11 protein-coding genes, 1 tRNA gene and 2 pseudogenes are annotated in these 14,361 nt (G+C 66.4%); 10 read left to right on the forward strand and 4 right to left on the reverse strand.

Annotation, left to right across the window (positions count from 1 at the left end; all coding sequences use genetic code 11):
- Positions 1–2: 2 nt before the first annotated feature.
- On the reverse strand, positions 3–830 hold the full coding sequence (locus Q3Y56_RS21585; protein ID WP_304463504.1) for a class I SAM-dependent methyltransferase: 828 nt from the start codon (positions 828–830) through the stop codon (positions 3–5).
- A gap of 71 nt (positions 831–901) precedes the next feature.
- Between Q3Y56_RS21585 and Q3Y56_RS21590 the strand changes: the two genes are divergently transcribed.
- The 5 genes and pseudogenes from Q3Y56_RS21590 (at position 902) to Q3Y56_RS21610 (ending at position 3,732) form a co-directional block, all read left to right on the forward strand.
- Positions 902–1,486 (forward strand): TetR/AcrR family transcriptional regulator, encoded by a 585-nt coding sequence (locus Q3Y56_RS21590; RefSeq protein ID WP_304463505.1) that lies wholly within the window; start codon positions 902–904, stop codon positions 1,484–1,486.
- Positions 1,487–1,629: 143 nt separating this feature from the next.
- Positions 1,630–2,208: a TetR/AcrR family transcriptional regulator gene (locus Q3Y56_RS21595; RefSeq protein WP_304463506.1), complete on the forward strand. Its 579-nt coding sequence runs from the start codon at positions 1,630–1,632 to the stop codon at positions 2,206–2,208.
- A 182-nt stretch (positions 2,209–2,390) separates the two neighbouring features.
- Positions 2,391–2,759 (forward strand): LysR substrate-binding domain-containing protein, encoded by a 369-nt coding sequence (locus Q3Y56_RS21600; RefSeq protein ID WP_304463507.1) that lies wholly within the window; start codon positions 2,391–2,393, stop codon positions 2,757–2,759.
- 15 nt (positions 2,760–2,774) lie between these two features.
- Positions 2,775–3,067, forward strand: a pseudogene (locus Q3Y56_RS21605) (transposase); the annotation flags it as partial.
- A gap of 158 nt (positions 3,068–3,225) precedes the next feature.
- Positions 3,226–3,732: a DUF6624 domain-containing protein gene (locus Q3Y56_RS21610; protein WP_304463508.1), complete on the forward strand. Its 507-nt coding sequence runs from the start codon at positions 3,226–3,228 to the stop codon at positions 3,730–3,732.
- 694 nt (positions 3,733–4,426) lie between these two features.
- Here Q3Y56_RS21610 and Q3Y56_RS21615 read toward each other — a convergent pair.
- The gene (locus tag Q3Y56_RS21615; RefSeq protein ID WP_304463509.1) at positions 4,427–5,359 is read right to left on the reverse strand and encodes a hypothetical protein; all 933 of its coding nucleotides are present in this window, start codon (positions 5,357–5,359) and stop codon (positions 4,427–4,429) included.
- A 14-nt stretch (positions 5,360–5,373) separates the two neighbouring features.
- On the reverse strand, positions 5,374–6,243 hold the full coding sequence (locus Q3Y56_RS21620) for a papain-like cysteine protease family protein (RefSeq protein ID WP_304463510.1): 870 nt from the start codon (positions 6,241–6,243) through the stop codon (positions 5,374–5,376).
- 932 nt (positions 6,244–7,175) lie between these two features.
- Here Q3Y56_RS21620 and xerC point away from each other — a divergent pair.
- On the forward strand, positions 7,176–7,928 hold the full coding sequence (gene xerC, locus Q3Y56_RS21625) for a tyrosine recombinase XerC (protein WP_304463511.1): 753 nt from the start codon (positions 7,176–7,178) through the stop codon (positions 7,926–7,928).
- 44 nt (positions 7,929–7,972) lie between these two features.
- Here the strand turns inward: xerC and Q3Y56_RS21630 are convergent.
- Positions 7,973–8,033 (reverse strand) — tRNA-OTHER (locus Q3Y56_RS21630).
- Between the two features lie 1,034 nt (positions 8,034–9,067).
- Here Q3Y56_RS21630 and Q3Y56_RS21635 point away from each other — a divergent pair.
- The 4 genes and pseudogenes from Q3Y56_RS21635 (at position 9,068) to Q3Y56_RS21650 (ending at position 14,310) form a co-directional block, all read left to right on the forward strand.
- A complete protein-coding gene (locus Q3Y56_RS21635; protein ID WP_304463512.1) occupies positions 9,068–9,661 on the forward strand; it encodes an RNA polymerase sigma factor in 594 nt (197 codons plus the stop codon).
- Positions 9,658–11,217 carry a helix-turn-helix transcriptional regulator gene (locus Q3Y56_RS21640; RefSeq protein WP_304463513.1) on the forward strand — a complete coding sequence of 520 codons (1,560 nt, stop codon included), beginning with the start codon at positions 9,658–9,660 and terminating at the stop codon, positions 11,215–11,217. The genes Q3Y56_RS21635 and Q3Y56_RS21640 overlap by 4 nt, the downstream gene beginning before the upstream one ends.
- 349 nt (positions 11,218–11,566) lie before the next feature.
- A pseudogene (locus tag Q3Y56_RS21645) lies at positions 11,567–12,309 on the forward strand (tyrosine-type recombinase/integrase); the annotation flags it as partial.
- A gap of 360 nt (positions 12,310–12,669) precedes the next feature.
- Complete coding sequence (locus Q3Y56_RS21650; protein WP_304463514.1) at positions 12,670–14,310, forward strand: hypothetical protein; 1,641 nt, start codon at positions 12,670–12,672, stop codon at positions 14,308–14,310.
- Positions 14,311–14,361 lie beyond the last annotated feature (51 nt).

Raw genomic sequence — 14,361 nt, forward strand, 5'->3', positions numbered from 1 at the left:
GGTCAGGCGGCATCGGTGCGCGCCGCGGTGACCGCCACCGTCGCGTAACGCATCGTGAAGCTTCCCCCCATCGCGTCGATGGCGGCCCCAACGCCCTCCAGCACCTCCGCCAGCTTGTCCGGCGGGAGTTGGGTGAGGGCGCCCTGCGTGGGCATCTGGTCCAGCCAAGCGTCCCGCGTGTAGGACTGCTCCCAGTCGAATCGCCACTGCTCCGGATCGCTGAACCCGGTCACCGCTCGGATCCCGCCGGAGGCGTTGGTGAACATCGCCTGGTACGCGTCCAGGGCTTGCTTCGTCGGCTGGAGGTCGAACGGCGAGTCGGGCATCGCCCGCCGGTGGGCCGCGGCGAAGGCTTCCGCCACGTCGGACGGAAGCTGGAACACGTGCCAGAAGGCCGCCAGTCGGCCACCGGGCCGCAGCACCTGTGCCGCTTTGGCCGCGCCGGTGACGGGGTCGACCCAGTGCCAGGCGGTCCCGGCGATGACCGCGTCGAATGTCCGGCCGGCGGCCTCCCAGGCTTCGAACGTCGCCACCTGGACCTCGACCCCGCTGCGGCGTGCGAATGCGGCCATTCGCGCGTCGGGCTCGACGCCGAGCACCCGGCAGCCCGCGGCCTGGAACTGCCGGGCTGCTATGCCGGTGCCGCAACCGACGTCGAGGACATCGGGCCCGGGACTGGCCGCGACGATCCGATCCACCAGCGCGGCGGGGTAGCGGGGCCGGGTCCGGTCGTAGCGGTGTGGTTCCCAGCCGAACGACTCCGCCACCCGTCGATGCCGATGAGGCTCGTACTCGGAAGCATGTGACTGCTCCGGAGGTAAAGTGGGCATGTGCCCACCGTAAGTGGGCGTACGCCCACTCGTCAACGGGTCGGGGCCCGGCCAGGAAAGAGGGATGCAAGGTGCCGACAGGGGTGGCCATCCGCGACCCACGACAGCAGCTGTTCGACGCCGCCGAGTGCGTCCTGCTGCGGGATGGGCCGAGCGCGCTGACCAGCCGGGCGGTCACCACGGAGGCAGGCTGTGCCAAGGGCGTCCTGCACCGGCACTTCGCCGACTTCGACGGCTTCCTCGCCGAGCTCGTGCTGGACCGCATCGGCCGGATCGACGGCCAGGCCGCCGCCCTGCGCGACTCCGCCGGGACCGGCACCGTCACCGACAACCTCACCGGCGCGCTGACGGACCTGTTCGGCACGGTCGCGGTGGCCATCGTCGGCCTCGTCACCTCCCGGGACAACCTGCGCACCCGGCTGCGCGAGGCGATTCCGACCGGCGTCCCGATCCTCACGGAAGCCACGGCCATGATCGCCTCGTACCTGACCGCCGAGCGCGAACTGGGTCGCGTCGCGACGGATGCCGACGTCGACACGCTCGCCCCCACCCTGATCGGGGCCGCTCACCTGCTCTTCGCCGACCGGAAGGGCGCCCCGCCCGAGTCCGAAGCCGTCCGCAAGGTCGTGGCCACGGTCATCTCCGGCGCCGTATGAAACCGCCGTGGCGGAGCGGCGGCGTGTCAGGGCGAAGCCGCGATAACCGGCTCTCGGGTCGCGCCCGACGGGCCGGCCCGGTGGCCCAGTTTGGGCGTGCCCGCGTCCGCGGTGATGTAACGAGCGGTAGGTACAGTGAGGGCATGAGTAAGAAGGAGGCGCTGACGCGGGCCGCGGCCGAGCTGCTGTGGGAGCGGGGGTACACGGGCACGAGCCCGGCCATGATCTTGGAGCGCGCGCAGGCGGGGCAGGGGAGTATGTACCACCACTTCTCCGGCAAGGCGGAGCTCGCTGTCGCGGGCATGGCTTACATGAGCGATCAGCTCCGCTCCCGTACGGAGGAAGTCCTGTCAGGGGAGGGGTCGGCCGCCGCTCGCGTCAACGCCTTCCTCGATCTGGAACGCGACCCGCTCGCAGGCTGTCGCATGGGGCGATTGGCGCAGGACTACGAGGTCGTCGCCGACGACGGCCTTCGCGTGACCATGGCGGACTTCTTCACGTGGCTCAGTGAGCGCCTGTCCGCGGTACTCGCGGAGGGTGTGCGCGCAGGTGAGTTCCGGCCCGACACCGACCCCGACGTGATGGCGTCACTGATCATGGCGTCGGTCCAGGGGGGCTATGTCCTGGCCCGTGCCCATCAAGACCCTGCGGCGTTTCGCCGGGCCGTCGACGGTGCGAAGCAGGTCGTTGCGAGTCTCGTGGTCGACCCCAACCGGGGATGACAGAGCGTTACCGACCTGTTTCCCCGGGCCACCGGTGCCGTGACCTGCGGTGCCGTCCGGGCGGGGCGGGATGCGCGTCCGAGCGAAGAGGACACAGGCGGCAGCGGCTGCCCCGGCCGCGGTCAGAGCCCACCAGGCGGCGATGGGGTGCACATCAGTGACTCCATGCCCTCCTCCCGCAGTTGGAGGCGGCACTGCGTCCCGAATCGGACGATGACACGTTCCGCGTGGGCTTCGCATGGGGGTTTCCCACGGGGTGGCCACAGGAGGTCATCGCACACTTCGAGGGGGAAACCGGCGCATCGGTGCAGGTTCACCGGCATGACGCGAAGCTCGCAGGGGTGGACCGCGGTGCCGCCGACATCGCGATTTTAAGGGGACGGCTGACGGCTGCGGATATGGAAGTCGTCACGCTATTGCACGAGCGGCGGGTCGCAGCGGTCTCCACACGTTCCGAACTCGCCGCGCGACACGAGCTGCGCTTGCGGAGACGAAGGCCGAGATCGACTGATCAGCTGTTGCCGTCGGTTCTGCTGGCGCCGGACGGATGACGTAGGGCCCGGCCGGGCGGTGGAGGCCGTTGGGAGGGCCACCGCAGGATCATCAACGGGATCCTGTACCGGCAGCGCACGGGGGTGCCGTGGCGAGATCTGGTGAGCGGTTCGGTAAGTGGAAGACCGTGTACGAGCGGCACAGACGATGGTCGGCGGACGGCGCCTGGGACAAGATCTTCGCGGCAGTCCTGGCCGACGCCGACGTGGAAGGCCGTATCGACTGGTCCATGGTGTCCGTGGACTCCACCTCCTGCCGCGCCCACCAGCACGCAGTCGGAGCGCGCAGGCAACCCCCACGGGTACCGTGACCGTCGCAGCGATCCGGCTCTGGCTTCGGGGGTAGATCCATTATCCCCGTGCGGGGAGGCGTATGTCACCGTTCTCCGGAATGATCTTTACGCCCGATTTGCACCTCTAGGCTTGCGAGCGGACACAAAGCACGGATCCGACCTGGGAGTTGAAAGTGGCGCACGACGTTGCCGCGCTGACGGTGGAACTCACGGACATGGCTGCGGCCGATCACCAGTCCGCAGTCCGCGCGAACAGCGACGACCCCGCCGAGCAGTTGGCCTGGCGGCGGCTGGCCGCCCGGCACGGTGACCGGCTCGGCGAGATCATGGACGAGTACGGCTGGCCGACGGCGGAACTCGTCGGCGAGGAGGCCGCACGCGCTGCATGGCTGATCGCCCAGCACGCCGACCGGCAGCTCGACGTCCAGCGTCGTGCCCTCCAGTTGATGCAGCAGGCGGTGTCGGCAGGCTCGGCCGGCCCCCGCGAGCTGGCCTTCCTGCGCGACCGCACGCTGGTCAATGAGGGCCGTAAGCAGGTCTACGGCACTCAGATCGCCGGCGTGAAGAACGGGGCGCCGGTTCCGTGGCCCTGCGAAGAGTCCGAGCGCTTGGACGGACTCCGCGCGGAAGTCGGCATCGAGCCCTTCGACGAGTACGTTGCCAAGTTCTCCATGGCCTGACGCCCCGTTCCCCATCGTGTCCGGTGGATTACTGCCCGGGCTTACCCGGCGCGCAATGATCCGCCGGACAGGTCCTGGCCGGCATGGCGCGGCGCATCTTGGCCTCCACCGCGGCCGGGTGGCGTTCTTGGGTGACTCCGGCCATGGCCGCGACGGTTTCCTGACCGGCTCGCCGGGTGGGAGGTTCCCGGCCAGGATCCGTTCCACGGCCGCCCGGATGGCGGCCTTGGAGCCGCCGTCTCACAGCTCAGCCAGAGGGACAGCCCTTACTCCTCATGCGACGAGGTAAAGCTTCATAGGATTCCTGCACCGCACGATCGGCCTAAAGTCTCCCAAATCGCCCACATCGCGTTCCCAGGATGCTCCCATCGAGCGCACAAAGGACCCTCCGTGGCGTCAACGGAGGGTCCATGTGGCCCTGACCTGGTGTTTCTCTGTGCCCCCTGCCCCCGGCGGGATTCGAACCTGCGACACCCGCTTTGGGAGTGGGATCGAATCCCCGCCGGGGGATGCTCGGCTGTGCCGGGTGGTGCTGCCCCTGCTGGTCAGCGCCGCCCGGCCTGCCGCCTGGCCATGCCTCCTGCCAGTGGATGCCGCTCCGTCCGTTCACGCATCGTGCCCGCAGATCGGCCCAGGCGGGCCGTCCCTGCCGGTCATGCATCGAAGGGGAGGTCGCCGGCCGGATCTGTACAGGTCAGCGCGTGGCGACCGTGCACCGGCGACGCACGTACACCGCCGCGCCGGCGGCCGCTGCCAGGGCCGCGGCCCCGGTGGCGGCTACAGGCTGCCAGGATGTCCCGGCCGCTGGCCTCGCGGACGGGGCGGCCGCCTGAGAGGGCTGGTCCTCGACCAGGCCGGGGTACCCGCCGGCCAGGCCCTTGCGGTCGTATTCCGAGCCGGGCAGTTTGTCACCGTAACGAGCGGAGACCAGCTTCTGGTAGGCGGCGAGGGTGATGGCGCGCTTTCCGCCGAGGCCGGTGGTCGCCGCCTTGTTGAGCGGTTCGATCATGCCTTCGGCGGTGATGCGGTACCAGGCGTGGATCTGCGGCTCGGTGAAGGTGCGGACCTTGGGGGTGCCGCGTTCGGCCAGGCCGACCTCGACGTCCCCGTCTCGGATGCCGGCCAGCTCCCAGCCCTCGGCGCCGACGTTCTTCGTGCCGCTTCCCGCGGCAGCGGCGTTCCCCCGGGGCGCGAGCAGTACGGCGGCCTGGTGGCCGTCGGAGGCGGTCACCCGGGAGGCCAGATAGGAGAGCCGCAGCGCGGTCTGCGGGGTCGTCTTGGTCTTGCCGGCCACGAACTCGGGGCTGATCTCGAACATCGGCACCGGGTCCTTGAGCTCGAACCGGGGTGGCGCGCCGGCTGTGGCGGGGTCCTTCCCGGGGGTGGCGAGGGTGCCGCCGTCCGCGTTGGCAGCGCTGCCGGGCTGCCGGGTCGCGACCAGGAACCGGGAGACGGTGTCTCGGAGCTGGTCGCTGCGGAGGGTCTGCTGGGCGGATTGGTAGCCCGCGATGCCGTCGCCCTCCGCGGCCTCTGCGGAAACGTTTCCGCTGAGGGTGGCGGCGAGCGCGGTCGCGGCGAGGACGGCTGCCCGGACGGCTGCGCGCTTGGTGCGTCGCATGGTCTGCATGGTCGGTCTTCTCCTCAGCCCTGGATGCCGATGCGGGAGTGGGTCCACTGGAACGAGTTGTTGTTCACGTAGGTGGAGTAGTTCCACCAGGTGTAGGTCTGGGTGGTCTGCCAGGGGTCACCGACCGCGATCATGTTGCTGGTGCTGTCGTAGCCGTAGATGACGTTCATGTGGCCGCCCCCGCTGCGCCAGCCGAACCGAACGGCGAACGGCCGGCCTGCGGCGATCTCGGCGTTCGACTCGCTGAACGAGGCGTTGCGGTTCAGGCTGCGGCCACTGCTGCTCAGCCCCAGCCTGGCCAGGCCACCTGCCATGTCCTCCAGCGTCGCGGGCTGGTTGTTGCAGTCCACCCAGCCGCTCTGGGCGGCGAGTTGGCAGAACCGCTCCTGGCTGACATCGCGGCCCCAGAACTTGGCGATGGTCACGCCGGAGGCGTCCCAGCACCACTGGCTCCTGACCTGCTTCTGCATATCGATCTTGAGCGTCTTGGAGTTCGTGCCGGGGTTGGGCTGGGTGGGTTTCGGGTTCGGGTTCGAGCCGCAGACCGGCAGGGCGGTGGTGTTCTCGTCGATGAACGCGTCGGCGATGTAATACGAGCCGGTGTAGATCCAACGCGGGTTGTTCTCCACGGTGTCCCCGTTGGTCCGGCAGGACATCTGGATCTTGTCGCCGGCCTTCGAGGAGCCGTTGACCTGGGCCGAGAGGGACGGCTTGGCCCGGTGGTTGATGGTCTTGTAATTGCCCTGCCCGCCGATGACCGTGCCGCTGACCTCATCGGCTTGGGCGAGGGCGCTGAAGCCGTACAGCAAGCCGCCGGAGAGTGCCGCGGTGATCGCGGCTATCAGCGCCTTCTTGCGGCGGGGCGTGCGACGTTTGTGCATCATGCTCCTTGAAGTGGGGGGCTCGCCTGCCCGGCAACCCGGTCGTCCGGGCTACGGGGGCAGGTCTCCAGGGGACGCGGCTGCGGCCCCCGGTTCGGCGTCGCTCGGTGGCTGACGGTCAGTCAGCAATAGGCCGAGCGAGGATGGTTGCTCGCCGGAGCGGCGGCGCGGGGGACGGTCCGAAAGGGCGGGGCCGATGGGGAGGTCAGGGGGCCGTCGTCGCACTCGCCCGCGGCGCGTGCCCGCAGGCCGGTGCGCGGCGTGCCGTCCGGAGGATCGGCCCCGAGGCAACCGCCTGGGCTGCCCCGTCCCGCCTGGGCTCGGGTGGTCGAAGCGTTACCCGACGAGACGAGGACCGGCCCTGCGGTCCGCACGCCTGTGAAGACCGCTGCGTCCGGCGGCATACGGGTGTTGTGCCGCTGCTTGACCACTTCTCCCGCGACCGGGCATATCGGCCCCGCTTTCCTTGAGTGGAATGGGTGCCGGGAATCCTGCCAGAGAGATAGCGAGATTTGGACGCCGTTGATTTGCCTGCAAAGATGTCACTCATTCAACTATCAAGAGTGAAGTGGAGTGATAGAGCGTCAAGTTCCTTAAGTCACTGAGAAGTTGGCCACCGTGAAATCGTTGGTCCAGGCCATCTCGGTAGCCCGACAAGGTCGGGCCTTTGCATAAGTTTTGCCGTTCGCGGGCGTCATTAGACGCTCCGTCAAATAGCTAAAATTGCCTAGAGTGCATGCTGCGTGACTCAACATCACATTCCAATGGGAGAATCGCCTCACGTTTTACATGAATTGGGGCGAGCGTGAAGAACGGCGCGAAGAAGGCCGAGGCGGACGCCGGTTGCAGTGGCGAGAGCTGCCGACGGCCTGGGCGATCGATGGGCGAGTGGGAGGCCGGATGGGCGACTCGCGATGCAGGCGGCCATCGCTGAGATGGAGCCCTACCGCCGCATTGCGGGTCCGGCTACGCGGCAGCGCGTCCGCTCCACGCTGCGGGCCGCGCTGAACGCCGCGATCGCTCAGCAGCTGATCACCTTCAACCCGGCAACCCACGTCGAGCCGGAGGCGCGTAGGCGCCCCAAGGCGCTCGTGTGGACCGAGGGGCGCATCCTTGACTGGAAGCGCACTGGCGAGAAGCCCTCGCCGGTGATGGTCTGGACGCCGGAGCACACCGGCCTCTTCCTCGACCACGTCGCGGAGGGCCGGCTCTACGCGCTGTTCCGGCTGATCGCCTTCCGCGGACTGCGACGGGGTGAGGCGTGCGGCAGAAGTGGACCGACACCCACCTTGACCGGCCGCGTCTTCACCAAGGGGAACGGCGAGCTGTTCCACCCCGCCGACGTCACGCGGCGGTTCGTCGAGCTGTACGAGGAGATCGGTCTCCCGCCGGTCCGACTCCACGACCTGCGGCACGGCGCCGCGACCCTGGCTCACGCGGCAGGGGCCGATCTGAAGGACATCCAGGAGATGCTGGGCCGCTCCTCGATCACCATCACGGCCGACACGTACACGAGCCTGCTGCCCGAGGCCGACCTCGCGATCGCCGAGGCGGCGGCCCGCCTCGTACCGCATACCCGCATGCCACGGGATGCCGCCGTATCCGCAGCAGCACCTGCGGCTGGTGAGACATCCGCTCACGCACCGCTCACGCAAACGGCCCCGGACGAGGGGTCCGAGGCCGAGTAAGACCCCTCCCTGAGGGAGAAACCCCAGGTCGGAGCGGTAATGCGTGGTGCCCCGGCAGGATTCGAACCTGCGACACCCGCTTTAGGAGTTTTCCCTGGACGGGGCTGTGACCTGCGGAAACGTCGGCTGCTGGGTGTCTGACCTGGGAAAACACCTCTCCGTAGTTCTCACGTGTTCACGGGGTTTCCCGTCCTCATGTGTGCCGAATGTGTTCCGCAGGGATGCCTTCCCGGCAAGCCGTCAATTGCCCAGGTTGCGGGCTGGAGGCAGTGTTTGTTTGGGCGGTCCGACGGGTCATGCCCAGGTCTGACGCTGCAGTTCAGCTCCTGCTCCGACGCCTGCCGGCCACGGCATGGTCGTCAGCATGACGAACAATCCGACGACATCCATGGCCACCCCGGGACGTCCGCCCGGCTACTCACATCCATCTGCTAGAACGCGGTGCAGCGTGACCAGTTCCGATCGTGCCGGAGAGTAGTCCACCTCAAACTCTCTGCTCCTCACGCCGCAGAACGTCGGGTTCGCCGGCCTTCGCTCCTCTGCTGCGTCAGCCATCTTCACGAACCCCCGCTGGGGCGCACCACACCAAGGAACCCTCTCAGCGTGTGCTTGCCGTGCCACAGGGCCTGTGCTGCGTTGAGGATCAGGCCCTTCAAGGACTCCTCTCGGTGTGCAGTGGCCGAGAGCCAAGGTTCGGTTCACAACGGTGGCCCTTTGGTCAGGGACGACGGCTCGACCGCTTCCGGCCTTCCCGTGCGCCGTTGATACCGCCGGGAAAAATCGTGGACCGAGGCACCCGATGTGCCACCGGACGACGATGTAGGAGGTGTCTGGTCCGAAAACAAGGACGGTGGTCGCAGAGTGCTGCATTCGGTGAGTCCCGGCGAGGCGGTCGCAGCCGTCTCCAGCTTGGCTGGGCTGATGGCGTTGGTGATCAGGAGGGCAGGGAGAACCGCGTTGGCCCGCGAACACAGACGGGCCTTGTGCGACCTGGCCACAGTTGCAGCCCGTGCGGGCTTGCCTGCTCGAGTGAGCCACCGAGCGGGTGCGGCCGAATGGTCCATCACGATCGGCCACGAGGGCCCTCTGCCGGTCTCACCGGTACAGGTGCCGGATCTCTCCGGTGGTGACCGGGCACGGTGAGTCAGACGCAGCCCGAAGCGACAGCGCCGACACCGCGAAGTGAGGAGGGCCCACAGGAAGAGATGCGGGTCTTCTACATCATGAACCACCCTAGATTGATCCGGTTCGTCACCCGCCGGGTCGGACTCCGTAAGGACGCCGAGGACGTATGCCAGGACATTTGGAGAATGTTTTTCGTCAAGTACGACGAATTTGCGGCGCACAAGGAGCCGACCCGGATGCTCTACCGGATTGCCCAGTGCCGGATCGCTGACTTCTGGAGGCGTCGCGGAAACATTCAGGAGGATCTAATGACTGCTGACGTCCTTGATGCCTCGATCGGTGGGACTCCTTGGGCAGTGCAGTTTACGGAGGGCGTCGAACGGCGCCTCGACGTCAGTCGCGCAGTGGCTGCCTTACCGCCCCGGCAGCGCGAAGCCCTTCTCCTCCACCATGTTGACGCTCTAACGGTATGCGAGACGGCGGGTCTTATGGGCATCAGCGAGAACACCGTAAAGAAACTGTTGAAGAACGCCCTTTCAGCACTACGGACGACCACACCGCTGGACGGTTACGGTGCGACGATGACAAGGCGGGAGGAGCGCAGGTGACCGCGGATGACCAGCAGAACGGCCTTGACATGACACAGGACGAGCTGGATAGCGGATTCCGCTCCGTGGTGGACGGTTTGACCCGGATGACGCCGCGAGAGACGGATGCCCTACGGATCCAGGTCGAATGCGTCGAACTCGCTTATGACGCATACACGCTGGGGCTTGAGTACCTTTCGCTAGGTGTCCGACACAAGGCGAGACAGTGGCTGGAGGTCGCCGCGCGATACGACGTCACCGACGCACAGCGTGTCGTCCGCGAGGAACTGCCACCGCGCGAACAGGGAGCAAACGAGGACGCCGCACTCGCGGACCGGCCTGACACGGGCCTGGCCACTTCCCGAGCGCCTAGCGCTGCCGCCCAGGCTGCAGCTCAGGCCAATCCGCACGCCGACGGGAGGGCGGCCTCGTTGGCGTCGACCGGCAGTGGGACGGCCGCGCATGAAGAGAGCAGTAAAGCCTCCGTGTCTCGTAGCGCATTTGAGTCCACGCGTGACCACGACCTCTCACTGGCCACCCCTGTGGGCATCTCTCTCCTGGAAGGCGCTGGACCCACCGCCGCGAGGATCAAGCTCGGGTCACGACTGCGCCACCTGCGGGTGGAGCGGCAGATGCCACAGGGCACCGTGAGTACTGGCACTGGTTGGTCCACCGCCAAGCTGTCTCGGATCGAAAGAGGCATGACCTCTCTTCGTGAGCATGACATCGTAGGTCTGCTCGACCTGTATGGAGTGGCGGACCCGGGAGAAAGGGAAGCGTACCTGGAACTGGTGAGGCAATCACATCGGACACCATGGTGGCACGCATTCTCCGATGTCCTGCCAAATTGGTTCCCAAGGCTGCTGGACTTGGAATCCGCAGCCAGCAGAATTCGGACCTACGACACTCAAGTGATCCCAGGTCTCCTGCAGACCCCTGAATATGCCGAGGCCGTTACCCGCACTGCACTGCCGCTTGCGTCAGCGCGGGAGGTCGACCGGCGGGTCGAACTGAGAATGAAACGGCAACAGCTGCTGACAGATCTCGACGCCCCCAAGGTGTGGGCGGTACTCGACGAAGCGACGCTACACCGCGTAGTCGGGGGGCGCCGGGTAATGAAGGATCAGCTGGAGCGGCTCACCAAGATCTCCGAACTGCCGAACGTCATCGTGCAAGTGGTGCCGTTCGAGGCAAAGTGGAACTTTGCGGTCGGTGGCGCACTCACCATTCTCGGGTTTTGCGACAGCGATCTGCCCGACATTGTTCATCGTGAACAACTCTCGGGGGCCGTGTACATCGACGAACGCCGTGAAGTTGAATACTATGTGGCTGCCATGGACAGACTTGCTACAGTGGCCGAGACTCCGAAGAATACGTTGAGCTACGTCGATGCCCTCATCGAGGGCCGTGCCAAGACGGAAGTTACAAGTGGCGTCAAAAACGAGGGTAATTCGAGTCTAGATACCTGCGCGGAAGAGACACCGCTTGCGGAAGTACTGGATTGGCCAGGCATCAGAAGTGATTCGCCAGCCAGCACTGTCATCTCCCTGCACGAGTGGATGGCCAGAACCAGTTGACTGCTCGCCACGCGTGCGGAGAGTCCCAGACCAGGTCGTGACTGACGGCCCGCGCTGCCGCTCCCGGTGTCCACGCCAGTTGTGTGTGTCGCCGCTCTCCCATTTCTCGTCGCGTGCCCGCAGCACACAGCGGACGGTCACCTGACCCTGGTGTGAGCTGGTGCCGCCAACTACTTGGATCGGATCGTTGTGCGCTCACCCCGCCGCCGGGAGCGGCATCCTCAGAGGGCTGGTGGCGATGACGGTCGCTGCCCTCCGATGACGGGATCTCCGCACGTCGGTACGAGCATGGCTACGCCGGCGAGTCCGACGCCTGTATCGGGCTCGCGCGAGGTCTGGAAGCGGACCGGGGAAGAAGCCCTCTCCGGTGATGGTCTGGACGCCAGAGCACACTGGCCTTTTCCCCGATCACGTCGCGGAGGGCCGTCTGTACGCGCTGTTCCACCTGATCACGTTTCGCTGGCCGCGACGGGGTGAGGCGTGCGGGCAGAAGTGGACCGACACTAACCTCGGGGCCGGGCTCATTACCGTTGCCAAGCAGCTCGTTGTGGACGGCTGGGAGGTGTACGAAACGACCCCAAGACGGACGCGGGCGCGCGGACCATCGCGCTGGACTCCGACACGGTTCCGGGCCCTCAAGCGACATCGTGCCAAGCAGGACAAGGACCGCGAGGAGTGGGGGAGCGCCTGGGTGGAGACCGGACGCGTCTTCACTCGCGAGAACGGCGAGCTGCTCCACCCCGCCAACGTCACACGGCGGTTCGTCGAGCTGTACGAAGAGATCGGTCTCCCGCCGGATCGGCTCCACGACCTGCGCCACGGTGCCGCAACGCTGGCCCTCGCGGCCGGGCCGCCCTGAAGGACATCTAGGAGATGCTCGGCCACTCCTCGATCACCATCATGGCCGAGACCTAACACGAGACTTCTGCCCGACGCTACCTCGCGATCGCCGAGGCCGCGGTGCGCCTTGTACCGCGCGCCCGCAGGCCACGGGATGCCGCCGAGTCCACGGCAGCCACCGGCTCTGGCGACGCATCCACTCACGCACCGCGCACGCAAACGGCCCCGGACGAGAAGTCCGAGGCCGAGTAGAACCCCTCCCTGGGGGAGAAACTCCAGGTCAGAGCGGTAACGTGTTGTGACCCCGGCAGGATTCGAACCTGCGACACCCGCTTTAGGAGTGGGATCGAATCCCTGCCGGGTGGTACCTGGCTGTGCCGCGTGGCGCTGTTTTGCCTAATCAGCGCCACGCGGCAGGCCGCTAGATCCATCCTGTGATAGCTCCTCCCGCACCGTCCGCTCACGCATCGCTCACGCACAAGTGCGGGCTCGACGGGTGCTGCCGCCCAGGTCATGCTGCAGCCGCGGCACCCTGGAGAGAGGGGACTGGCTGTCGGCCTACCTGTGGTCAACGGTGGGCGGGGAGCGTGTGTGCGTTTGGAGGTGGCCGTGATGATCTACAACAGCGGACGGCCCGAGGATCTACCCCCCGAAGTACGGCCGGAACCGTACCTGTCTGTGCTCAAATCGGCTCCCACTGCCTGGGTGACGATCCTCGGCTTCTCTTCTGGCGATCGCGACTGGGGTGTCGGCTGCTACCTAATCCGGCCAGATGCCATGGATCAGGCACTGCAGGACTACACCTGGAACGACGGGGATATCGGGAGCTCATGGTGGACCACCGGTCCGGGCGCCATGCACTTCGAAGAAGGGCTGGTGGACCCAGAGACCGAAGCAGAGTTCTTTGCGCAGCGCCGCGATCATCATGGGCTTGCAGAGCCTACGGTCGAGTTCACCCCATCCTTCCTTTGGTACTTCGACGCGATTCCAAGATCGGCGGGCTCCTGGTACTACCTGGATGACGCTGGGCGCGATCACGAGCTCGTCCGGTCCCGGCAGGTCGAGGCCGAGTTGCATATCGAGGTGGCTGCAATGCCGCTGCGTCGATACCTAGCGATCCGCAAGCGGATCTTGGTCGTTCAACACAACCGTGTCGACTGGTTGGATGCCGTCCTCGACCCCCAGATTGACGCGGTGGAGCGGACGTCTGAGCGCCACTTCGCCTGCTACAGCGGCAGCCTCTCCATGACGGAGCACCCTGGCTTTGTGCGCCTATGCGGCAAGTACGTCGTGCTGCCGGTTAACGCATCGCCTGAGCAGCTCGCGCGCCCGCACCCCAGGCAGGAGCGCTTCCCTGAATTCATCATCGACAGAGACCCCGACACGGGTGAAGAAGTCACGGCTACCTGCGATCCAAGTAGGCTAAGTAGTCACTTCACTAATCGCGGGACGCCGCATTACCTGACCAGGGTCTACTTTCGTCGCCAGGTCTTGTCGCATTACGGAAGTGAGCCCTCGCGTTATCGGATCGAACATGGCTATCTGAGCTGCCTGCGGTTGTGGGGCCTGCCGATCGGCAGTAACGCAGAGGATCTTGTTGAGGTCTACCTTGGCGACCTTGGTAGTCGCCTTCCCAGCGAGGAACGCGACCACTGGAGAGGTTTCAACGTCCCCCCGCGAGGAGGTAAGGACGAAACCCGATACCGCAGAGACATCCTTGGCGAATGGGGAGTCGGCCCATATGAGCCTCTACAGGAGCTCTATGAGGCCCGCGAGCGCTTCAGCAATGCTATGACGCAGTTCTTGGGGAGTCCGGTCTACAGGGAGTGGCATGTCTCCGATAGGATCGACTTCCAGGGACTGCACCGGCCCTTCACCAGCGAGCAAGGCGAAGCTGACAAACTGACGATGATCCTTGCGAAGGGCGTTGTGGATTACCTCGATGTCAAATTGCTAAGGCAGCTTCCGGGGGTAACCGAACGGTCGATGGCGTCATTGAACTGCTTGGACGCATGGGTCAAGTCCACCAGCGGCGATCCCAACGTTCTTGTGGAGCCTCTGCGTGTCCTGCAGCGTCTGCGTTCCGCGGGCGCCGCCCACGCCCGCGGAACGAACTGGGACGCCACTCTGGCTAGTGCGGGCCTGGCGGGTCTGAAGCCAGACGAGCAGTTCCTTGAGGTCCTCAGCCGAACCGCTGGTGCCTTACGCGCCCTCGCGGATCACGCCTGCGCACAACATGGCCTCACCACGTAAGTCATTACTTGGTTATGAGCTCAGCGGCTGTCACCATGTGAGCTGTTCTGG

The organism is Streptomyces sp. XD-27 (assembly GCF_030553055.1).
Classification (GTDB): Bacteria; Actinomycetota; Actinomycetes; order Streptomycetales; family Streptomycetaceae; genus Streptomyces.

Coding starts and splice junctions, on each gene's coding strand:
- Q3Y56_RS21615 (WP_304463509.1), bottom strand. CDS start 5,359: ATGCAGACCATGCGACGCACCAAGCGCGCAGCCGTCCGGGCAGCCGTC.
- xerC (WP_304463511.1), top strand. CDS start 7,176: ATGGAGCCCTACCGCCGCATTGCGGGTCCGGCTACGCGGCAGCGCGTC.
- Q3Y56_RS21650 (WP_304463514.1), top strand. CDS start 12,670: ATGATCTACAACAGCGGACGGCCCGAGGATCTACCCCCCGAAGTACGG.
- Q3Y56_RS21620 (WP_304463510.1), bottom strand. CDS start 6,243: ATGATGCACAAACGTCGCACGCCCCGCCGCAAGAAGGCGCTGATAGCC.
- Q3Y56_RS21585 (WP_304463504.1), bottom strand. CDS start 830: ATGCCCACTTTACCTCCGGAGCAGTCACATGCTTCCGAGTACGAGCCT.
- Q3Y56_RS21595 (WP_304463506.1), top strand. CDS start 1,630: ATGAGTAAGAAGGAGGCGCTGACGCGGGCCGCGGCCGAGCTGCTGTGG.